We start from the raw sequence: 22,531 nt of genomic DNA, 5'->3' as shown, positions 1-22,531 counted from the left end.
CTACATAGAAATATTATAGTTTAAATTCGTATCCAGCAAATTTTTCTAAAACTTCGTCAAAAGCAGCGAAGACATCTTCAGGAAGATCGCTTGTTACCATTTTGGTGCGATATTCTTTAAAATGAGGAATACCTTTAAAGTAGTTGGTATAGTGTCTACGAGTTTCAAATACACCAAGTTTTTCACCTTTCCAATCGATAGACATTTGTAAATGACGTCTTGCAGCTTCTACACGTTCTTCTAGAGTAGGAGGAGCCATATGCGTTCCTGTTTCAAAGAAGTGTTTTACTTCTCTAAAAAACCATGGATAACCTATGCTAGCACGACCTATCATAGCACCATCAAGACCATATTGATCCCGCATTTCCATAGCGCGCTCTGGCGAATCGACATCTCCATTACCAAAAACAGGAATATGCATTCTAGGGTTATTTTTAACTTCGGCAATAGGTTTCCAGTCAGCATTACCTTTATACATTTGAGCACGTGTTCTACCGTGAATAGAAATAGCTTTTGCACCTACATCTTGTAAGCGTTCTGCAACTTCTACAATACGAATAGAATCATGATCCCAACCTAATCGAGTTTTTACAGTAACAGGTAATTTGGTATGCTCAACCATGGCTTTGGTTAATTTAACCATAAGATCTATATCTTTTAAAATACCTGCTCCAGCCCCCTTGCTAACTACCTTTTTTACAGGACAACCAAAGTTGATATCAATAATATCAGGTCCAGAAGCTTCTACGATTTCGACAGATTTGAGCATAGAATCTAGGTTAGCTCCAAAAATCTGAATACCTACAGGGCGTTCCTTCTCGTAAATATCTAATTTCATGACACTCTTTGCAGCATCACGAATTAAACCTTCAGAAGAGATAAACTCTGTATAAACAACATCTGCACCTTGTTCTTTACAAAGTGCTCTAAAAGGTGGATCACTTACATCCTCCATAGGAGCTAATAATAAAGGAAATTCACCTACGTCTATATCACCAATCTTTGCCAAAATCTTCTATTTTTCTGCAAAAGTAAGGATTTTAATTATTTCGGAAAGAGAATTGAGTTTAAGGCTTAATTTTAAAATAAGTAAGATTAATAATAGAAAAGCTAGTTATGGATACTTAAAATTATGTTTCTTTGATAAGAAAAAACATAAGAATACATTTTCCTTTTAGAAAAAATAAAGAAACCCTATCAAAACAATTATATTTGCAACGATAGAATATGATTTATGAAGCACATAAGAAACTTTTGTATAATAGCTCATATCGACCATGGTAAGAGTACCTTGGCAGATCGACTATTAGATTATACAGGGTCTGTAACCGCTAGAGAGGCACAGGCACAATTATTAGATAGTATGGATTTGGAACGTGAACGTGGTATTACCATTAAGAGTCACGCTATCCAGATGGAATATACTTATAAAGGAGAAGAATATATCTTAAACTTAATTGATACTCCAGGACACGTAGATTTCTCTTATGAGGTATCTCGATCAATAGCAGCATGTGAAGGAGCTTTATTAGTAGTAGATGCTGCACAAAGTATACAAGCACAAACGATATCTAACTTATATTTGGCGTTAGAGAATGATTTAGAGATTATTCCAGTATTAAATAAAGTAGATTTACCTAGTGCTAATCCTGAAGAAGTAACAGATGATATTGTTGATTTATTAGGATGTGATGCAGAAGAAGTAATTCCTGCCAGTGCAAAAACTGGAATTGGTATCGAAGAGATATTAGAGGCTATTATAGAGCGTATTCCAGCTCCAGAAGGAAATCCAGAAGCACCCTTACAAGCATTGATTTTTGATTCTGTATATAATCCTTTTAGAGGGGTTGAGACTTATTTTAGAGTACTTAATGGAGAGATAAAAAAAGGACAACAAATTAAATTTATGGCAACCGATAACAGTTATTATGCAGATGAGATCGGAACGCTTAAATTAAATCAAGTACCTAAAAAAATAATCAAAACAGGAGATGTAGGGTATTTGATTACAGGTATAAAAGATGCTCGTGAAGTAAAAGTAGGTGATACAATTACAGATGCAAAAGTATCTACAGAAAATGCAATTGAAGGATTTGAAGATGTAAAACCAATGGTATTTGCAGGGATTTATCCAGTAGATACAGAAGATTATGAAGAGTTACGTGCTTCAATGGAAAAATTACAACTTAACGATGCGTCGTTAGTCTTTCAGCCAGAAAGCTCTGCTGCATTAGGATTTGGTTTCCGTTGTGGATTCTTGGGAATGTTGCATATGGAGATCATTCAAGAGCGTTTAGAGCGTGAGTTTAATATGACGGTGATTACTACGGTACCTAACGTATCATATCATGCTTTTACACATAAAGAACCAGATCAAATCATTATTGTTAACAATCCATCAGATCTACCAGATCCATCTAGTATGAATCGAGTAGAAGAACCATATATTAAAGCATCTATTATTACTAAAGCAGATTTTGTAGGGCCAGTAATGTCATTATGTATAGAAAAACGTGGTGAAATTACTAATCAAACATATCTTACACCAGAGCGAGTAGAGCTTAGTTTTGATATGCCATTAGCCGAGATTGTATTTGATTTTTATGATCGATTAAAAACGGTATCAAAAGGATATGCATCATTTGACTATGCTCCTATAGGAATGCGTTCGTCTAAATTAGTAAAAGTTGATGTATTATTAAATGGTAATACAGTAGATGCATTATCAGCTTTATTACATAAAGATAATGCATATGATATAGGGAAGAAAATGTGTGAGAAATTAAAAGAATTGATTCCACGTCAACAGTTTGATATTCCTATTCAGGCAGCAATTGGAGCAAAAATCATAGCTCGTGAAACAGTTAAAGCATTACGTAAAGATGTAACTGCAAAATGTTATGGAGGGGATATCTCTCGTAAACGTAAATTACTTGAAAAACAAAAAAAGGGTAAGAAGCGTATGCGTCAAGTAGGTAATGTAGAGATTCCACAAGAAGCATTTATGGCTGTTCTTAAATTGAACGATTAATCATAGTATTCTATATATAAAATCCGAAACCATATGGTTTCGGATTTTTTTATTGTTGAGATGTTTTCAAATAAAAAACATCATCAAATTAAGGTTTATTTCTTATTACTGAAGCGATAGTTTTGCCATATATGGTAAGGAATAACAAAAATATGCTTTAATAAGAAAAAGGAATTGATCTATCTAGGATAGTAAACACAAACTCCATTTTGAGGCCTCCAGTCTCTACAAAGACATAGTGTTCCGTCTAACGAAATTGCATTTGCACAAGCAGGATTGTTAAATCCACCATTGATTTGCTTTTGTTCCTTTTTGTTTAAAGAAGTAATTCCTTCTGATGATAAAAGATTTTGTAACATTTGTAATGAAAGTTTTAAATTAATAATGCATTAAAAATAAGGATATTATATTTTTTATGCAAGTAAAAAACTTTAAAACAATGCTAACTATAAAATATAGAAGTATAATCTAATTATAAGAGTTAAGATATTACAACTATATGAAAGTCTGTTTATATAGCGTTAAAATATATATGTCTTTTCTGGTGTAATACAGTAATTCAAAGGAATATCAGTAGGTAGAACATCAATAAGTTCTTCTTCTGCTTGAAAAAGAGAAAGCCCTATTTTAAGTGTATTGGAGTTGCATAGAGCTAAAAACTTATCATAAAATCCTTTACCATAACCTACACGATTACCATGAGTATCAAATGCTAATAACGGAATAAAAACAACTTCGATAGAAGCTTCCGGAATAGGAATACCAGATACAGGTTCTGGAATACCCCATTTATTAACCTGAATAGGCGTGTTGTCTGTTAATAATATATGTTGAAGTGTTTCGGTTTCAAAATCACTTTTAGGTACGATGATATGTTTGTCTTTGCCTTGTAAAATATGCAACAAATATTGCGTATCAAGTTCTTTTTGTTTTGATATAGGCAAAAAGATATGATAATAAGATTTATCCCATATGGGTATAGATAACGCGCGGTTTGCCAAATCAAGACTAAGATCATCTATTTGATCAGATGTGAGTTGATTGCGTAAAGTTTTATATTTTTTTCGTAAAGCTGTTTTGTCCATTAAGGTAGTTTTTGTGAAATATGAAAAATAGCATCACCTTTATATACAATAGGTGCTTCATTAACATTGATAATATATCCTTGATTAGGAGCCTTAACGATATGTCTCATTTTACCATAAGGATCAGTAATAGTAGCTAGCTCTTCGCCTTTTTCTACTTTTTTACCATAAGGTACTTTAATATGTAATAACCCACTGTATTTAGCGCGAATCCACATGCTCTTTTCAATAAAAACAGTGTCTTGTTTTTGTATTGGGATTTCAAAATGAGGTAATAACATTTCTAGATGGGCTAAGATACGCATAGTACCTTCAACTCCTTCTTTGGCAATATCTCGATTATTATCTTGAGATTTACCTCCTTCAAAAAGAAGGATATCAATATCTTTTTGAGCACAAATACTACGATAAGATTTCTTAATATTCTTAGAGAATAAAGTAAAAGGTGCATTAAAGATTTTTGCATACTCAATGAGCGAAGTATTGTCGGGTGCTACACGTATATGAGGAGCATTAAATCGACTAGCACCTCCTGTATGAAAATCTAAACAAAAATCTACATGAGGTAAAATTTCATTGACAAATTGATAAGCAAAACGACTGGCTAAAGAACCATTTTTTGTTCCTGGAAATACGCGATTTAAATCCTTACCATCAGGAAAGTAACGATCCATGGATAGAAAACCAAAGACATTTAATAACGGAATACAAATAATAGTACCTCTTGCTGGTTTGTTTATTTTTTTTGCAATGATTTGTCGCACCACTTCAACACCGTTTAATTCATCACCATGTATACCTCCTGTAATGAGTACAGTAGGTCCAGCATTTTTAGAACGCTCAACAATGACAGGAATTTCTACTTTGGTAGAAGTATATAATTTGGCAATATTGAAATTAATAGTTTTACTTTTTCCAGGAGCAATAGTCTCTCCTAAAATGTGTAATATATCAGTGGTTTTTTCTTTATTCATAAAAGTTGATCAATACGTAACACTGCGCTCAATATAACGAATAATAGCTTTGGCAATATCTTTTCCAGTAGCATTTTGTATACCTTCTAATCCCGGAGACGAGTTAATTTCTAAAAGTAAAGGACCTTGACGACTTTGTAAGATATCAACTCCAGCGACTCCTAAATTCATGACCTGAGCAGCTTTGATAGCAATAGCTTCTTCTTCACGACTTAAATTTATAGATGTAGCAGAACCCCCGCGGTGAAGATTGGACCTAAATTCTCCATTTTTGCTTTTACGTTTCATAGCAGCTACAACCTCTCCATCTATAACTAACACACGTATATCTTCTCCTTTTGATTCAGGAATATATTGCTGAATTAAAACATCTTTTTGTAAACTTCTAAAAGCTTCAATTACAGAAATAGCAGTATTAGAGGTCTCGGCTAAAATCACACCTAAGCCTTGTGTACTTTCTAATAATTTAATAACAACAGGTAAACCACCAGCTTGAGTAATAAGTTCTGAAGCGTCTCTTGTATGGTGACCAAAAACTGTTTTTGGCATATTAATACCTGCACGAGATAATAATTGTAGACTACTAATTTTGTTTCTAGAAAGCAAGAGACCAGAAGACGATACGGTGGTGAAAATATTCATCATTTCAAACTGACGAATAACACTGCTGCCATATGCAGTACTAGAAGCACCAACACGTGGTATGATAGCATCTACGTGATTTAATCGTTTGCCTTTGTAATAAATTTGTGGTTTGCTTCTTTCTAGATGTATGTCACAATGCATAGGATCTATAACTTGTACATTGTGTTTACGTTTGATGGCAGCTTGTATCAAAACCTCTGTTGAATATAAGCTAGAACTGCGTGACAAAATTTTAATATTCATCTTGAGGTAGCGTTACGAACGTATATAGTTTTTCATTTTATGTTGATTTTGCAAAATAGCACGATACTAAGGTACTAAAAAAACATATTGACTAAGAAATAAGTTGATTTTTATGAATTTAGAATAATAAAAAGAGATGTAAATAAAATTAATAATAAAGGAAGCAGTTTTAATGATTCAAAAAGTAGAGTAAAAAGAGATAATGCCTTAAATTTACACTAGCTTATGGAAAAAACTGCTATTGAAATACAATTAAAAACATTACCTACTAGCCCAGGAGTATATCAATATTATGATAAGGATGGAAAAATACTCTATGTAGGAAAAGCTAAAAATTTAAAAAAACGAGTTACATCATATTTTACGAAAAAGCATGAAAATGCAAAGACAGCTGTTTTAGTAAAAAAGATTGTAGATATACAACATATTATAGTACCTACAGAAACTGATGCATTATTGTTAGAAAATAATTTAATAAAGAAATATCAGCCACGATATAATATTTTATTAAAAGATGATAAAACATACCCATGGATATGCATAAAAAAAGAGCGATTCCCGCGCATATTTTCTACAAGACGTTTGATTAAAGATGGATCAGAATATTTTGGACCATTTACGAATACAAAAACAGTAAGTACACTCCTAGAATTAATTAGAGGATTATACCCTATACGTACGTGTAATTTTGATTTATCCAAACAAAAAATTGATCACGGTAAGTATAAAGTTTGCCTAGAATATCATATAGGTAACTGTAAAGGACCATGTGAAGATTATCAAAGTGAAAAAGAATACATGGAGCAAATTGAAGCGATACGTCAAATTGTTAAAGGGAATTTTAAAACTTCTCTAGAAGGATTTAAGAAACAGATGATGGATCATGCTACGCGTATGGAGTTTGAAGATGCTCAGCGTATTAAAGAAAAAATAGATGCATTAGAGAACTATCAAGCAAAATCTACTGTAGTAAACCCTAAAATAACTAATGTAGATGTATTCTCAATTATAAGTGATGATACCTATGGATATATTAATTTTTTACAAATATCACATGGAGCTATCATAAGATCACATACGATAGAGATTAAGAAAAAATTAGAAGAAAGTGATCGAGAGCTATTAGAATTAGCAATTATAGAAATAAGACAGCGTTTTCATTCGTTATCAAGAGAAATATATGTGCCGTTTCAAGTTAATGTAGGAGATCAAATAAAAGTAACAGTACCTCAAATAGGAGATAAAAAAGCAATTGTAGATATGTCATTGCGTAATGCAAAGTATTATAGACAAGAACGTTTTAAGCAAATAAAGATTATTGATCCAGAACGACATGTAAAACGTTTGATGAATCAAATGCAAAAAGATTTAAGGTTACCTGTATTACCGGTTCATATAGAGTGTTTTGATAATTCAAATATACAAGGTACTAATCCAGTTGCAGCCTGTGTAGTATTTAAGAACGGAAAACCAAGCAAAAGAGATTACCGCAAGTTTAATATTAAAACGGTAGAAGGACCTAATGATTTTGCTTCTATGGAAGAAGTCGTATATCGTAGGTATAAACGGTTATTAGACGAAAAACAACCATTACCTCAATTGATTATTGTGGATGGGGGTAAAGGGCAATTATCGTCTGGACTTAAAGCCTTAGAAGATTTAGATTTAAGAGGTAAGATTACAATTATAGGGATCGCTAAGCGATTAGAAGAAATCTATTATCCAGGAGATTCCATTCCGTTATATCTAGATAAAAAATCTGAAACATTAAAGGTAATTCAGCATTTACGTAATGAAGCACACCGATTTGGAATTACATTTCATAGACAAAAACGAAGTAAAGCTGCATTAAATACAGAATTAGAAGAAATACCAGGAATAGGTGAGAAAACAATTGTAGAGCTATTACAGCATTTTAAATCTGTAAAACGAATTAAAGAAGCTAGAAAAGAAGAGCTTGTAACCGTTGTAGGTAATGCTCGTGCAACCAAAATATATAATTATTATCTTAATAGAAAATCATCTTAAAAATAAAATATGTCTGTTTCACTCCGTTTTTTAAAATATATTTTCATCCTAATATTGATGAATAATAGCTTTATAGAAAAGGTTAAAGCTCAAGAAAAAACAGAAGATGTTAAAGTAGGATTAGTACTTAGTGGAGGTGGAGCAAAAGGATTAGCTCATATAGGAGTGCTTAAAATTATTGAAGAAGCAGGAGTGCGAATTGATTATATAGGTGGTACAAGTATGGGGGCTATTGTAGGGGGATTATATGCATCGGGGTATTCTGCAAAACAATTAGACTCTATTTTTAAAGCGGTAGATTTTGATGTATTAATACAAGATGATTTACCTAGAAATGCAAAAACCTTTTATGAAAGAGAAAACTCTGAAAAATATGCAATAACATTGCCATTTGATGGATTTAAAGTAGGACTACCTATAGGACTTTCTAAAGGACAAAATTTTTATAATTATTTTTCGAGATTAACTACCCATGTAAACAAAATAAGAGATTTTAACGAATTACCTATTCCGTTTTTTTGCATGGCAACCAATATAGAAACAGGAAAACAAATCTTACTGGACAAAGGGTATTTACCACAAGCAGTAGCTGCAAGTGGAGCACTTCCTTCTGTTTTTAGTCCATTTGAACTTGATGGAGTACTGGTTACAGATGGAGGAGTTTCTAATAATTATCCTATTGAAGAAATAAAACAAAAAGGAGCCGAAATTGTAATAGGAGTAGATGTACAGGATTCATTAATGACAAGAAAGCAAATTAATTCGTTAACAACGGTATTATTACAAATTAGTAATTTCAGAATGATAGAAGGGATGAAGAATAAAATCCCTGCCACAGATGTATATATAAAACCAGATATCAAAGAATTCTCAGTAATGTCTTTTGATAAAGCAGATCAAATTATTACTAGTGGGGAAAAAGCTGCATTTGAACATTATGAGGTTTTAAGAGAAATTAAACATAGGCAACAACCATTAAAACGCAAAAAAACAGCACTGCCTAAAGAAGAAGAATTAAGGATCTCTGCTGTTAAGATAGAAGGAAATCAGAAATATCCTAGATCATATATTAAAGGGAAATTAAAAATAAAAACGCCACAAGAAACTACTTATACTAAGCTTAATGAAGGTATTAATAATTTATCAGCTACAGGTAACTTTGATAGAGTAGATTATTTATTGGTAGATGAGCCTAATGGAAAGAAATTAATTGTTAGTCCTAAAGAGAGTAAAAATAAATCATTATTGAGATTAGCAATTCATTATGATGATTTATTTAAAACAGCAGCCTTGATTAACTATACGAGAAAGAGTTTGTTATTTAATAATGACGTATTGTCGTTTGATGCAATATTAGGAGACCATTCTCGATATAATTTTGATTATTATATAGATAAAGGATATTATTGGAGTATAGGGTTAAAGCATAGATATGTACGTTTAGAAAAAGACATTTCATTTGACTTTATTAATCAAGGCTTAAACCTACCTAATCCAGATGATATAAATAAAATAGATATAGGGTATACAGATTTTACAACACAATTATATGTACAAACATTACTTAATCAGACATTCTCTGTAGGATTAGGAGGGGAGCATAAACGGTTGAAAATTATTACAGAAACTTTTGGTACGGATCAAGATGAACAACCCAGAACGGTGTTTGATGATAGTGATTACTGGAGCGTATATGGTTATGTGAAATTAGATACCTATGACCATAAATATTTTCCTAAACGAGGTTTCCTTTTTGATGCAGATTTGCATACATTTTTACTGTCTTCAGATTATACAAATACCTTTAATGAATTTTCTGTGCTTAAAGCAGAATTAGGGTATGCAGCTACCTTGTTTCCGGGGTTTTCTATAAATCCATCGTTAGCTGTGGGATCGAGAATAGGAAATACAAATTTAGCTGCATTAGATTTTTTATTTGGTGGATATGGAGCGAAAACTATTAATAGTTTTGTTCCTTTTTATGGATATAGCTTTTTAGATGTTTCAGGTAATAGTTTTATTAAAAGTGAACTTACGATTGATTATGAGTTGTTTAAAAATAATCACCTTAATATTTCTGCAAATTTTGCAAACGTAGGAGAACAGATTTTTAGTGAAGGAGATTGGTTTAAAAAACCAGAATATACTGGATATGCCATAGGGTACGGAGTAGATACATTTGCAGGACCAGTACAAGTAAAGTATTCATATTCACCAGAACTTAGTGAGAGTAATTGGTATTTTAGCATAGGCTTTTGGTTTTAACTTCATCTTTTTTGTATTATTGGAAAAAATAAAGATAAATAATTACGATATTTGTAATACTATGAGTCTTTTTTGGCAAGATTTATTATTGTTATTACACTACCTCATGAAACGCAATCCAGAATGAGGCAGTGCACTACTTATGCACATATTTTAGAATACTAGTTTAATACCATAATTATTTAAGATCATGCCTTTTTATCACAAATTAGGAAGCATACCTCCTAAACGACATACAATATTTAGAAAACCAGACGGGAATCTTTACTATGAGCAATTGTTTGGAACGATAGGGTTTGATGGAATGTCAACAAACTCATATCATCAACATCGACCTACACAAGTAAAAGATATACGCGGAAGTTATGATGTAGCACCCAAAATAGCGATTAAGAATAATATGAAGTCATATCGCTTAAAGGGTTTTCAGGTAGCACCTACTCAAGATTATTTGGAGAGTAGAAAAATAGTGTTGACCAATAGTGATGTAAATATTATTCTAGCAGCACCACAAGCAAAGACACAAGATTATTTCTATAAAAATACAGATGCAGACGAACTAATATTTGTTCATAAAGGAAGCGGAAAGTTTAGAAGTCATCTAGGAAATATTGACTTTAAGTACGGAGATTATCTATTAATACCTAGGGGAACTATTTATAAGATGGACTTTGATTCTAGTGATAATAGATTGTTTATTGTAGAGTCTAGAAGACCTATATATACACCAAAAAGATACCGTAACTGGTTTGGACAATTACTAGAACATTCACCTTTTTGCGAGCGAGACTTAAGACCTCCATATGAATTAGAAACCTATGATGAAAAAGGGGATTTTTTAATAAAAATAAAAAAGCAAGAAGAAATCTTTGATATGGTATATGCTACACATCCATTTGATGTAGTAGGATATGATGGATATAGTTTTCCATATGCATTTTCAATACATGATTTTGAACCTATAACAGGACGTATACATCAACCACCTCCAGTACATCAAACTTTTGAAACAGATGCTTTTGTGATTTGCTCATTTGTACCTCGTTTATATGATTATCATCCAGAAAGCATACCTGCACCATATAATCATAGTAATATTGATAGTGATGAGGTATTGTATTATGTAGATGGAGATTTTATGAGTCGTAATGATATTGCTCCAGGACATATATCACTTCATCCAGCTGGAATTCCGCATGGGCCACATCCAGGAGCTGCAGAGCGCAGTATAGGAAAGACAGAAACAGAAGAGCTAGCAGTGATGGTAGATACATTTAAACCATTAATGGTTACAGAAGATGCTATGCAAATTGCTGATGAAGAATACTACAAATCTTGGTTAGAATAAAAACCTAAATTATATATGAAAAGCTTCAATATACATATCGCAGTTCATTGTAGAGCTATGTGGTAAGTGTGAACAATTATGGACTTATAGTAAATAAAAAAGCTATAAGTGATAGATGTATAATCATAGTAGTAATTTAATTTTAGGCAAAACAAAACAACAATAAAATGGCAACGAATATAGATTTAGATAAATTAGAAAAGGTAGTACCTCAAGCAGAGGACTTTTTACCTTTATTAGGAACAGATTATGTAGAATTATATGTAGGTAATGCAAAACAATCTGCATATTATTATCAAACAGCATGGGGATTTCAACCTATAGCATATTCTGGATTAGAAACAGGAAGAAAAGATCAAGTTTCTTATGTTTTAGAACAAGATAAAATACGATTAGTATTAACATCTCCATTAGAACCGGATGGGCCAGTAAATGCACATATTAACGCACATGGTGATGGAGTTAAAGTGGTAGCTTTATGGGTTGATGATGCTACAAAAAGTTTTGAAGAAACTGTAAAACGTGGAGCAAAACCATATATGGAACCTACAGTAGAAGAAGATGAGTATGGTAGTGTTGTGCGATCAGGAATTCATACTTATGGAGAAACAGTACATATTTTTGTTGAACGAAAAAATTATAAAGGAGCCTTTTTACCAGGATATAAAGCGTGGGATAAGCCATATACAACCGCATCAAATGGATTAAAATATATTGATCACATGGTAGGTAATGTAGGTTGGAATGAAATGAATACTTGGTGCGAATTTTATGCAAAAGTTATGGGGTTTGCACAATTAGTATCCTTTGATGATAAAGATATCTCTACAGAATATACAGCCTTGATGAGTAAGGTGATGAGTAACGGAAATGGTAGAATTAAGTTTCCGATTAACGAACCTGCTGAAGGGAGAAAAAAATCACAAATAGAAGAGTATATTGATTTTTATAATGGAGCAGGAGTACAGCATTTGGCTTTGGCAACAGATAACATCATAGAAACAGTTACAAATTTAAGAAATCGTGGAGTAGAATTTCTTACAGTACCTGCTACATATTACGAAACAGTATTAGATAGAGTAGGTGAGATTGATGAAGATCTTGAGCCGTTAAAAGAGTTAGGGATTTTGATAGATAGAGATGATGAAGGGTATTTATTACAGATTTTTACTAAACCGGTATTAGATAGACCTACTATGTTTTTTGAAATTATTCAGCGTAAAGGAGCGCAATCGTTTGGAAAAGGAAACTTTAAAGCTTTGTTTGAAGCTATAGAAAGAGAACAAGCAGAACGCGGTACATTATAGAAAAACAACTAAAAACTGAAAAACATTAACAAAATCAATGTAAAACCTCATTTTTATTGAAGTAATTGTCATATTGATAGTTAAGGCTTAATTTTTTGTTAAATTTCATAATAAAAAAACGTTTTCGGTTGATAAATCTGCAAAAAAAAACGACTTTTGCAAAGCGTTAATGGAGTGGTTACCATTTGCGAAAAACGATAATTATTCTCATAATTTAAGTTTTTAGTTGGTTAATAAAAGTAAAAGAGAGCTGTGGTGGCTCTCTTTTTTTATGGATACATTTACATATAAATGAAGATATCATAAACCGTAGTATTTTTATCTCTATACATTAATGATTACTTTTGGAATAGATATTGTATTTCTACGATAGAGGCTATTCAGGTAATCAATAAACAATGCATAATTGCTTATAAAAGGATTGGTGATATACAACTGTAATTAGTGATAATATTTCAAAGTAAATTCCTTTGGTGATTAAAAAAATAAAAATGAGCAAATGAAAAAGAACATTATAGTAATAACCATTCTATTACTTAGTAATTTACTAAGCGCACAAGATTTACACAAATCTTTTGATAATGGAGAATGGTTTAAGTTTAGAATACATTATGGGGTATTTACAGCGAGTTATGCCACTTTAGAAGTAAAAGAAGAAGTACTCAATAATACTCCTGTATATCATGTAGTAGGTATAGGGAAATCATCTGGTTTTTTAAGTCTATTTTTTAAAGTAGAAGATTATTATGAAACGTATATAGATAAAGAAGTGGTTAAGCCGTATCGTTTTATACGAAAAATCAATGAAGGAGGATATACAAAAGATATTGAGATTAATTTTGATCATCAAAAGAAGGAAGCTTTTGTGTTTAACAAAAAACACAATACTAAAAAGTCTTTTTCGACACAAGAGAAGGTACAGGATATGATGTCGGCATTTTATTATTTGCGTAATAATATTGATGTGAGTAACCTTAAAACAGGTGACGAAAAAATCATTAATATGTTTTTTGATAGCGAGAATTATAAATTCAAGCTAAAATTCTTAGGTAGAGAAGTAATTAAAACAAAAATGGGAAAAATTGCTTGCTTGAAATTTAGACCATATGTACAGGCTGATCGTGTTTTTAAAGAAGAAGAAAGCTTGACTGTTTGGGTTAGTGATGATGATAACCGTATGCCAGTAAAGATAAAAGCAGATATATTAGTGGGGTCTATCGATGCAGACTTAGATGCATTTAAAGGGCTAAAACATCCATTTAAAATAATAGTAGATTAATGAGTGATACAATCCAACCAGAAATAGCAGAACGAATAAAACAATTAGAAAAGAAATTTAAGAATTCGGGTCAAGATTTAGGCTCATATTTAGATGGGTTACTATATGATAGATATTTGACTTATTGGGATTATATTCACCTAGATACATTATTAAGTCTGCAAATACCAAGAACTCATTTTCCTGATGAAGAGATTTTTATTACATATCATCAAATAACAGAATTGTATTTTAAACTTATCATTCATGAATTGAAACAAATCATAGACGATAAGTTACAAACAGCAACATTTTTTATAGAGAAAATAAATCGTGTAAATCGATATTTTCGAGTATTGATAGATTCGTTTGATGTGATGATTAAAGGAATGGATAGAGAGCAATTTCTACAGTATAGAATGTCGTTATTGCCAGCAAGTGGATTTCAATCTGTTCAATACCGTATGATAGAAATTTATGCGACACCGTTACAACATCTAGTTAACGAAAAAGAAAGAGCATCTTTTGAAAAAGAAGAATCTTTAGAAGTTTTATACGATCACTTATATTGGAAATCTGGAGCTACAGATATTAAAACAGGAGAAAAAACACTTACACTAAAACAATTTGAATACCGTTATACGCCTAGAATGATGCGTATAGCAGAGCAAGTAAAAAACAGCACAATTTATCATAAATACCTGGATTTACCAGAAAAAGAGAAAAATAACGCTCAACTTATTGAAGCTTTACGTACTTTTGACGCTAATGTAAATATTAACTGGTTATTAATGCATATGGGTGCAGCGTTTAGATACCTTAATAAAGATAAGGGAGAGGTATCTGCGACAGGAGGAACAAATTGGAAAAAGTTCCTTCCTCCAAGTTTTCAAAAAATAATGTTCTTCCCTAATTTATGGAGTGAGGCAGAAAAAGAAGAATGGGGAAAACAATGGGTGACGCATCAATTTAATACCGCAAAAAAATAATACCCTAAATTGAAAAAAGTAGTTTATGCACTACTTAGTGTAGTGTTATTAATTTCGTGTAAGGAAGAACAAAAAGAGAAAAATGATCTTAATGCAGCACCAATACAAGCTGTAGTAGAAGCACCAGTTCTAGAAGAGTTTGGATATAATTTATATGATTATAAAGTTGTAAGAGATACTGTAAGGTCTGGAGATAGTTTTGGAGCTATCTTGGATAGTCATGGTATAGAACGCTCAAAAGTATTTGAAATATCAAATACGATAAGAGATACATTTAATGTAGCCAAAATTGTAGCAGGAAAACCATATACTATTTTAAAAAGTAAAGATACTACCGAGCGAGCTCAGATTTTTGTTTATCAAAATAATGCAATTGACTACACCGTAATAGATTTTACAGATAGTATAATTGCAAGAAAAGATCAAAAACCAGTTAAGCTGGTAGAAAAAGTAGCCTCTGGAACTATAGAGAGTAGTCTATTGCAAACATTTAGTGATATCAATGTAAATGCAGCAGTAGCTTATAAAATGGCAGATATTTATGCTTGGACAATTGATTTTACAAGATTGCAAGTAGGAGATAGATTTAAAGTAATCTACAACCAGAAATTTATAGAAGATACAATTCCTTCAGGTATTGAAGATATTAAAGGAGTATATTTTGAACATAGAGGGAAACCTATTTACGCTTTTAGTTTTGTAGGTGATACTATTAATAATGTAACCGATTATTATGATGAAAATGCAAAGAACCTACGTAGAGCATTTTTAAAAGGACCTTTAAAATTTAATAGAGTTTCTTCTCGATATAATTTAAAAAGAAGAATAAAATACTACGGATACAAAGTACGACCACATAGAGGGACAGATTTTGCTGGACCAGTGGGAACTCCTATTATGGCAACATCAGATGGAATTGTAACAAAATCTGAACGTAGAGGTGGTAATGGGAAATATGTAAGGATACGACATAATTCTACATATGAAACACAGTATTTACATATGAGTAGACAAGCTGTAAAAGTAGGTGATTATGTTAGGCAAGGAGATGTTATAGGTTATATAGGGATGACAGGAAATACAGGAGGACCACATGTATGTTATCGTTTCTGGAAGAACGGAAGACAGGTAGATCCTTTTAGAGAAGATCTCCCAGCTTCAAAACCATTAGAAAAAGAATTACAACCTAAATTTTTTGAGCATATTAAACCGATGAAAGCTCAATTAGATAGTATCAACTTTAAACGACAAGAAATTTTATTATAAAAACGAATGTTACCAACTATTAACCCCACCACCACAAAAGCTTGGAAAGCCCTAGAAAACCATTTTGAAAATATAAAAGACAAACATTTAAAAGATCTATTTATTACAGAAGGAAATCAACGAGTAACATCGTTGTCTGTAACTTGGAATGATTTTTATGTAGACTATTCAAAAAACAGATTAGATCAAACAACAAAAAACTTGTTACTTGAACTAGCCAAAGAAGTGAAACTTGATGAAGCGATAAAGAGTTATTTTGGAGGAGATGCTATTAATCAAACCGAAAATAGAGCAGTTTTACACACAGCATTAAGAACATCACAAGATGCAATAGTAAAAGTAAATGGTCAAAATGTAATACCTGAAATAAATAATGTAAAAGAAAAAATAAAAACATTTTCTGATCAGGTAATCAATGGAACGTTAAAAGGACATACAGGAAAAGTCTTTACAGATATTGTTAATATCGGAATTGGAGGGTCTGATTTAGGACCTGTAATGATTACAGAAGCACTAGAATATTATAAAAATGACTTGAATGTTCATTTTATTTCTAATGTAGATGGTGATCATGTACATCAAAGATTAAGAAAACTAAATCCAGAAACTACTTTATTTGTTGTGGTTTCAAAAACATTTTCTACTCAAGAGACCTTATCAAATGCAAATACAGCAAGAGCGTGGTTTACTAAATCAGCACCTGCAACAGCAGTTTCAAAGCATTTTGTGGCTGTTTCTAGTAATATTGCTAATGTAACAGAATTTGGAATAGCAGAAGAAAATATATTCCCTCTTTGGGATTGGGTAGGAGGGCGATTCTCTTTATGGAGTGCGGTTGGACTATCAATTAGTTTAGCTATAGGATATAAGCATTTTGAAGAGTTATTGAATGGAGCTCATGAAATGGATGAACATTTTAGAACAACACCTTTTGAAAACAATATACCTGTTATATTAGGGATGTTATCTATATGGTATAATAATTTCTTTAAAGCAGAAAGTGAAGCTATAATACCTTACTCTCAATATTTACATAGATTACCTGCATATTTACAACAAGGGATAATGGAGAGTAATGGTAAAAGCATAGATCGTAATGGAGAGCCAGTGTCATATGAAACAGGTACTATTATTTGGGGAGAACCAGGAACAAATTCTCAACATGCATTTTTTCAATTAATCCACCAAGGAACAAAATTAATTCCAGCAGAATTTATTGGATTCAAGAATTCCTTATTTGGAGATACAGATCATCATGATAAATTGATGGCAAATTTCTTTGCTCAAACAGAAGCGTTGATGAATGGAAAAACAGAAGAACAAGTTTTAGCAGAATTAAAGAACGCAAATAATACAGAAGAGAAAATAAAACAACTATTACCTTTTAAAATATTTAGAGGGAATAATCCTACAACTACAATTCTAGTAGATAAATTAACACCAAAAAGTTTAGGTGCCTTAGTAGCATTATATGAACACAGAATTTTTGTTCAAGGAATCGTTTGGAATATATTTAGTTTTGATCAATGGGGAGTAGAATTAGGAAAACAATTAGCTACAAAAATTTTATCAGAAGTAAAAAATAATGAAATTTCTGAACATGATTTTTCTACAAAAAAGCTTCTAAAACACTATATTTGCTAATAATTATGATAAAATCAACTCTCTTTAGGGTTTAGTTTACTGATAGTCAAAGGATTGTTGTGTAACGGTTGAAAATACAAAATGTTGCATATTAATTCGATTCTTAACATTAAGGTAAAATTAGATTGCTGAAAGATTGTTTTTTTTGCACCAAACAATTAACTTAATTCATTCTAAAAATGAAAAAGATTACATTTTTATTTTTTGTAATGCTTCTTGCAACTATCTCTATGGGATATGCACAAGGGGTTACAAAATCTTCGATTAACGGTAAAATTACCGATAATGCAGGAGAGCCGCTTCCAGGAGCAAATGTGGTAGCTATCCACTCGCCTTCAGGAACAAAATATGGAGCTGTAACTGACTTTGACGGATTTTACAGACTTTCTAACCTTAGAAGTGGTGGTCCTTATACGATCACAATTACTTATGTAGGATTTAAAGATTTCTCTGAAGGAGATATTTTCTTACAATTAGGACAATCAACAAGAATTAGTACTCAATTATCTGAATCTGCTAATGCTCTTGATGAAGTAGTTATTACAACTCAAAATGATGGAATCTTTGATTCAAATAAAACTGGAGCGCAATTATCAATTAGCCAGAAAAAGGTAAATACTTTACCTACTGTTTCTAGAAATATTGCTGATTTTGCTAGGTTAACGCCTCAAGCTCAGGTTTCTGGTGATGATATTGTTTCTATTGGTGGACAAAATAACCGTTATAATGCGATATATATTGATGGTGCTGTAAATAATGACGTATTTGGTTTAGCTGCTAATGGTACTAATGGAGGACAAACTGGAGTTAGTCCAATCTCACTTGATGCGATTGAAACTTTCCAAATTAATGTTGCTCCTTTTGATGTTAAGCAATCTGGATTCTCTGGAGGATCTATTAACGCTATTACTAAGTCTGGTACAAATGAAGTAAGCGGTTCTGCTTATTACTTATTAAGAAACCAAGATTTAGCAGGAAAAACTCCTGAATCATTATTAGCTGAAGGACAAAGTGCTGAGAAATTAGATGAGTTTACTGCAGAAACTATTGGTGTTCGTATCGGTGGACCAATTATCAAAGATAAATTATTCTATTTCGTAAACTACGAAAGACAAGATAACGAAACTCCTCAACCATTTGATATCGCTAGATATGGGGGAGATTCTGATGCTAATAAAATCAATGAATTACGTAACTTCTTAGCAACTACTCACGGATATACTTTAGGTGGTTTTGAAAACAATACTAGTACTTTAGTTAGTGATAAGTTAATTGCTAAATTAGACTGGAACATTAATGATAATCACAAGTTATCGTTAAAGCATAGTTATGTTAAAGCTGATCAGTTAAATGCAAGAGGTTCAAACGAAAGAACTTTAAACTTCTTAGATAGAGCAATTAAATTTGAGTCTATTACTAACTCTACTGCTTTAGAATTAAGTTCTACATTTGGAGATAAGGTTTCTAATAACTTAGTAATTGGATATACTACAGTTAATGACGATAGAAATCCAAATGGAAACCCATTCCCTTCTGTACAGATTTTTGATGGATCTTCTCAAAGTATCTTCTTTGGTTCAGAGCCATTCTCTACAGCTAATAAATTAGATCAATCTACATTGACTATTACTGATAATGTGGAAATATATTCAGGAAGACACACAATAACTTTAGGTACTCATAACGAATTTTCTTCTGCAGATAACGTATTCTTCAGACAAAACTTTGGAGACTATAGATATAATAGTGTAGATGACTTTATCAATGGAGCTTCAGCTAACCGTTATAGAAGAGGATATTCTTTATTAGGAGGATTAGGTGATGATTCTAGAGGAGCAGCAGAATTTGATGTATTCCAATTAGGATTCTATGCACAAGATGAAGTAGATATTACAGATAACTTTAAGTTTACTGCAGGTTTACGTTTTGATATTCCTTACTGGCAAGATGGTTTAGCAAACGAAGACTTCAATACAAGAACTGTGGCTTTATTAGAAGCAGCAGGAAAAGATTTACAAGGAGCTAGAGTTGGACAAGGAATTGATTCTAACATTCACGTATCTCCAAGAGTTGGATTCAACTGGGATGTAAATGGTAACAGAACGACTCAAATCCGAGGAGGTTTTGGTATCTTTACTTCAAGAGTACCATTAGTATGGCCAGGTGCTACATATAATAACAATGGTGTTACTACAGGATTTGTAGAAGTAAGAGGTGGAGATGTTCCTGGATTCTTCGTAGATCCTGATGCTCAATTCGCAGCATTACAAGCTAATGGTGTTGATTTTGCTCAACCAGGTTCTGGAGCTACAGGTGGTCAAATTGATTTATTTGCACCAGATTTCAGATTACCACAAGTAATGAAGTATAACATTGCTATTGATCAAAAGTTACCAGCAGGATTTACTTTCTCTGCAGATTTTATCTATAATGATAATATTACAGCTGTAACTTACGAAAACTTAAATATAGCTGAGCCAACTAACTTAGTTATTACTGGAGGAGGATCTAGACCATCGTATGGTTTCCAAGAAGTTGATGATAGATATTCAGGGATTTTCTTAGCATCTAACACAGGTCAAGGATATTCATACAATGTTTCTGGAACATTAGGAAAGAACATTTATAGCTCTTTTGTTGATGTAACACTTCAAGCTACATATTCTTATGGAGATTCTAAGAGTGTATTTGATGGTACATCTTCTCAAAATAGTTCTCAGTGGAATAACTTACTTTCTACAAATGGATCAAACAGACCAGAATTAGGAAGATCTAACTTCTCTGCTGGACATAGAATAGTTGCTAACTCTACAGTAGAATTGAAGTGGAGTGACTTTACTAAAACAAGAATTGGATTATTCTATCAAGGAGCTCAAGGAAACCCATTTAGTTATGTATATAATGATAGAGGAAATATTTTATCAGATACAGGTAACAGTAACGCACTTATCTTTGTACCAGGAAGTTTTGCTGAAGCAAACTTAGTTGATACTTCAGATTTAACTGCTGAGCAACAATGGGAAGCACTTAATGCTTTTATCGAAGGAAATGACTACTTAAGATCAAGAAGAGGTCAGTTTGCAGAAAGAAATGGAGATAGAGCTGATTGGAGTCACATAGTTGACTTAAAGTTTGCTCAAGAATTCAAATTCTTAAATCACAAATTAGAGTTTACAGCTGATATTTTCAACTTCACTAACTTAATCAACAAAGATTGGGGAGTTCGTAAATTCGTTCCTAACTTCGGAGCTGTTAGATTACTTGATTTCGAAGGATTTGAAGGAAATAGAGCTACATTCTCTTATGACCCTACTGTAACAGAAGATATCAATGTTGTTGATGACTCTGGATTAAATTCTTCTAGATGGCAAATGCAAGTTGGATTAAGATATACTTTTAACTAATCCAAGTTTCAATAATAAATTCAAAACCTCGCTGATTTTCAGCGAGGTTTTTTTATGTATAATTCCGTACCTTTGGTAGAAATTTAAACTCCATACTTATATGTATACAACAATACAAGCAGCACACTCTTATTGGGCTTATTTGGTATTAATAGTAACTTTTTTTGCAGTAATTAATGCAATTATGGGATTGGTATCAAAAAGAGAATATAAACCCCAAGATTTTAGGATTTCGTTATTTACACTTATTGTTACTCATCTTCAATTAGTATTAGGAATGCTAATATTTTTTACATCACCATTAGTCGCTTGGTTTAATGAAGGTGTAGGGATGAAAGAAATTATGAAAGATCCAACAATGCGTTTGTATAGCGTAGAGCATCCATTAATGATGATCATTACAATAGCTTTAATTACAATAGGATACTCTAAGCATAAAAAGAAATTAACGTCAACACCAAAGTTTAAAACGTTAGCGATATTCTACACTTTAGGGTTTATAGCATTATTGTCTAGAATTCCTTGGAGTAGTTGGTTTTAATATAAAAAATAAAGCCTATTTTAATCCAAAATAGGCTTTATTTTTATTTCCCAGAAGCAGTAATAACAATTGAACGCTGCCCTCCACGATCTCTATGCTCACATAGATAAATACCTTGCCATGTACCTAAGTTTAAACGACCATTTGTTATAGGTAATTGCACAGATGAACCTAGAAGTGATGCTTTTATGTGTGCAGGCATATCATCTGGACCTTCATAAGTATGTATATAGTAAGGCATATTCTCAGGAACCATTTTATTGATATGACTTTCAAAATCCTGTCTAACAGATGGATCTGCATTTTCATTAATAGTTAAACTAGCAGAGGTGTGTTTTATAAAGACATGAAGTAAGCCAGTTTTTATACTATTAATTTCAGGAATAGCTTTTTCTATATCAGTAGTTATTAAATGAAAGCCTCTTGGATATGAAGAAAGACGAATTTCTTTTTGAAAATAATGCATGAGTATTTAATAATAAGATTACAATAAGGTGTATTTT

17 protein-coding genes are annotated in these 22,531 nt (G+C 32.0%); 11 read left to right on the top strand and 6 right to left on the bottom strand.

Going from position 1 to position 22,531, the window contains the following annotated elements; all coding sequences use genetic code 11:
* Window positions 1-13: 13 nt before the first annotated feature.
* The gene (gene dusB / locus ACYEKI_RS05165) at window positions 14-1,009 is read right to left on the bottom strand and encodes a tRNA dihydrouridine synthase DusB (protein ID WP_459210106.1); all 996 of its coding nucleotides are present in this window, start codon (window positions 1,007-1,009) and stop codon (window positions 14-16) included.
* Window positions 1,010-1,234: 225 nt separating this feature from the next.
* Between dusB and lepA the strand changes: the two genes are divergently transcribed.
* Entirely contained in the window at window positions 1,235-3,031 is a 1,797-nt protein-coding gene (gene lepA / locus ACYEKI_RS05160; protein ID WP_459210105.1) for a translation elongation factor 4, read from the top strand.
* 179 nt (window positions 3,032-3,210) lie between these two features.
* On the opposite strand, the gene ACYEKI_RS05155 is transcribed toward lepA, so the two are convergent.
* The 4 genes from ACYEKI_RS05155 to rimK all read right to left on the bottom strand — a co-directional run bounded on the left by ACYEKI_RS05155 (window position 3,211) and on the right by rimK (window position 5,978).
* A complete protein-coding gene (locus ACYEKI_RS05155) occupies window positions 3,211-3,390 on the bottom strand; it encodes a hypothetical protein (protein WP_459210104.1) in 180 nt (59 codons plus the stop codon).
* A gap of 162 nt (window positions 3,391-3,552) precedes the next feature.
* On the bottom strand, window positions 3,553-4,116 hold the full coding sequence (locus ACYEKI_RS05150) for a 5-formyltetrahydrofolate cyclo-ligase (RefSeq protein WP_459210103.1): 564 nt from the start codon (window positions 4,114-4,116) through the stop codon (window positions 3,553-3,555).
* Window positions 4,116-5,090, bottom strand: a complete 975-nt coding sequence (locus ACYEKI_RS05145; RefSeq protein WP_459210102.1) for a succinylglutamate desuccinylase/aspartoacylase family protein — start codon at window positions 5,088-5,090, stop codon at window positions 4,116-4,118. Before ACYEKI_RS05145 ends, ACYEKI_RS05150 begins: the two co-directional genes overlap by 1 nt.
* 9 nt (window positions 5,091-5,099) lie before the next feature.
* Window positions 5,100-5,978 (bottom strand): 30S ribosomal protein S6--L-glutamate ligase, encoded by an 879-nt coding sequence (rimK, locus tag ACYEKI_RS05140; protein ID WP_459210101.1) that lies wholly within the window; start codon window positions 5,976-5,978, stop codon window positions 5,100-5,102.
* Between the two features lie 225 nt (window positions 5,979-6,203).
* Here rimK and uvrC point away from each other — a divergent pair, with 225 nt between their 5' ends.
* The 10 genes from uvrC (at window position 6,204) to ACYEKI_RS05090 (ending at window position 22,028) form a co-directional block, all read left to right on the top strand.
* Entirely contained in the window at window positions 6,204-8,006 is a 1,803-nt protein-coding gene (gene uvrC, locus ACYEKI_RS05135) for an excinuclease ABC subunit UvrC (protein ID WP_459210100.1), read from the top strand.
* A 57-nt stretch (window positions 8,007-8,063) separates the two neighbouring features.
* Window positions 8,064-10,271: a patatin-like phospholipase family protein gene (locus ACYEKI_RS05130; protein ID WP_459210099.1), complete on the top strand. Its 2,208-nt coding sequence runs from the start codon at window positions 8,064-8,066 to the stop codon at window positions 10,269-10,271.
* A gap of 190 nt (window positions 10,272-10,461) precedes the next feature.
* Window positions 10,462-11,619 carry a homogentisate 1,2-dioxygenase gene (locus ACYEKI_RS05125; RefSeq protein ID WP_459210098.1) on the top strand — a complete coding sequence of 386 codons (1,158 nt, stop codon included), beginning with the start codon at window positions 10,462-10,464 and terminating at the stop codon, window positions 11,617-11,619.
* 167 nt (window positions 11,620-11,786) lie between these two features.
* Entirely contained in the window at window positions 11,787-12,926 is a 1,140-nt protein-coding gene (gene hppD, locus ACYEKI_RS05120) for a 4-hydroxyphenylpyruvate dioxygenase (RefSeq protein ID WP_459210097.1), read from the top strand.
* A 499-nt stretch (window positions 12,927-13,425) separates the two neighbouring features.
* Complete coding sequence (locus ACYEKI_RS05115; RefSeq protein WP_459210096.1) at window positions 13,426-14,205, top strand: DUF3108 domain-containing protein; 780 nt, start codon at window positions 13,426-13,428, stop codon at window positions 14,203-14,205.
* On the top strand, window positions 14,205-15,173 hold the full coding sequence (locus ACYEKI_RS05110; RefSeq protein ID WP_459210095.1) for a tryptophan 2,3-dioxygenase family protein: 969 nt from the start codon (window positions 14,205-14,207) through the stop codon (window positions 15,171-15,173). The genes ACYEKI_RS05115 and ACYEKI_RS05110 overlap by 1 nt, the downstream gene beginning before the upstream one ends.
* Window positions 15,174-15,182: 9 nt before the next feature.
* Entirely contained in the window at window positions 15,183-16,439 is a 1,257-nt protein-coding gene (locus ACYEKI_RS05105) for a peptidoglycan DD-metalloendopeptidase family protein (RefSeq protein ID WP_459210094.1), read from the top strand.
* A 6-nt stretch (window positions 16,440-16,445) separates the two neighbouring features.
* Window positions 16,446-18,083 carry a glucose-6-phosphate isomerase gene (pgi, locus tag ACYEKI_RS05100; protein WP_459210093.1) on the top strand — a complete coding sequence of 546 codons (1,638 nt, stop codon included), beginning with the start codon at window positions 16,446-16,448 and terminating at the stop codon, window positions 18,081-18,083.
* 179 nt (window positions 18,084-18,262) lie between these two features.
* Window positions 18,263-21,487, top strand: a complete 3,225-nt coding sequence (locus ACYEKI_RS05095; protein ID WP_459210092.1) for a TonB-dependent receptor — start codon at window positions 18,263-18,265, stop codon at window positions 21,485-21,487.
* A gap of 100 nt (window positions 21,488-21,587) precedes the next feature.
* Window positions 21,588-22,028 (top strand): hypothetical protein, encoded by a 441-nt coding sequence (locus ACYEKI_RS05090; RefSeq protein WP_459210091.1) that lies wholly within the window; start codon window positions 21,588-21,590, stop codon window positions 22,026-22,028.
* Window positions 22,029-22,071: 43 nt separating this feature from the next.
* On the opposite strand, the gene ACYEKI_RS05085 is transcribed toward ACYEKI_RS05090, so the two are convergent.
* Complete coding sequence (locus tag ACYEKI_RS05085; RefSeq protein ID WP_459210090.1) at window positions 22,072-22,494, bottom strand: secondary thiamine-phosphate synthase enzyme YjbQ; 423 nt, start codon at window positions 22,492-22,494, stop codon at window positions 22,072-22,074.
* Window positions 22,495-22,531 lie beyond the last annotated feature (37 nt).

Source organism: Aquimarina rhabdastrellae, from assembly GCA_947387485.1.
Classification (GTDB): domain Bacteria; phylum Bacteroidota; class Bacteroidia; order Flavobacteriales; family Flavobacteriaceae; genus Aquimarina.
Note: the sequence above shows the minus strand (reverse complement) of the source record. Positions and strands in the feature narration are given on the sequence as shown.

Coding starts and splice junctions, on each gene's coding strand:
- ACYEKI_RS05130 (WP_459210099.1), top strand. CDS start 8,064: ATGAATAATAGCTTTATAGAAAAGGTTAAAGCTCAAGAAAAAACAGAA.
- pgi (WP_459210093.1), top strand. CDS start 16,446: ATGTTACCAACTATTAACCCCACCACCACAAAAGCTTGGAAAGCCCTA.
- ACYEKI_RS05150 (WP_459210103.1), bottom strand. CDS start 4,116: ATGGACAAAACAGCTTTACGAAAAAAATATAAAACTTTACGCAATCAA.
- ACYEKI_RS05155 (WP_459210104.1), bottom strand. CDS start 3,390: ATGTTACAAAATCTTTTATCATCAGAAGGAATTACTTCTTTAAACAAA.
- hppD (WP_459210097.1), top strand. CDS start 11,787: ATGGCAACGAATATAGATTTAGATAAATTAGAAAAGGTAGTACCTCAA.
- ACYEKI_RS05115 (WP_459210096.1), top strand. CDS start 13,426: ATGAAAAAGAACATTATAGTAATAACCATTCTATTACTTAGTAATTTA.
- ACYEKI_RS05110 (WP_459210095.1), top strand. CDS start 14,205: ATGAGTGATACAATCCAACCAGAAATAGCAGAACGAATAAAACAATTA.
- ACYEKI_RS05125 (WP_459210098.1), top strand. CDS start 10,462: ATGCCTTTTTATCACAAATTAGGAAGCATACCTCCTAAACGACATACA.
- ACYEKI_RS05095 (WP_459210092.1), top strand. CDS start 18,263: ATGAAAAAGATTACATTTTTATTTTTTGTAATGCTTCTTGCAACTATC.
- lepA (WP_459210105.1), top strand. CDS start 1,235: ATGAAGCACATAAGAAACTTTTGTATAATAGCTCATATCGACCATGGT.
- rimK (WP_459210101.1), bottom strand. CDS start 5,978: ATGAATATTAAAATTTTGTCACGCAGTTCTAGCTTATATTCAACAGAG.
- ACYEKI_RS05145 (WP_459210102.1), bottom strand. CDS start 5,090: ATGAATAAAGAAAAAACCACTGATATATTACACATTTTAGGAGAGACT.
- ACYEKI_RS05085 (WP_459210090.1), bottom strand. CDS start 22,494: ATGCATTATTTTCAAAAAGAAATTCGTCTTTCTTCATATCCAAGAGGC.
- ACYEKI_RS05090 (WP_459210091.1), top strand. CDS start 21,588: ATGTATACAACAATACAAGCAGCACACTCTTATTGGGCTTATTTGGTA.
- uvrC (WP_459210100.1), top strand. CDS start 6,204: ATGGAAAAAACTGCTATTGAAATACAATTAAAAACATTACCTACTAGC.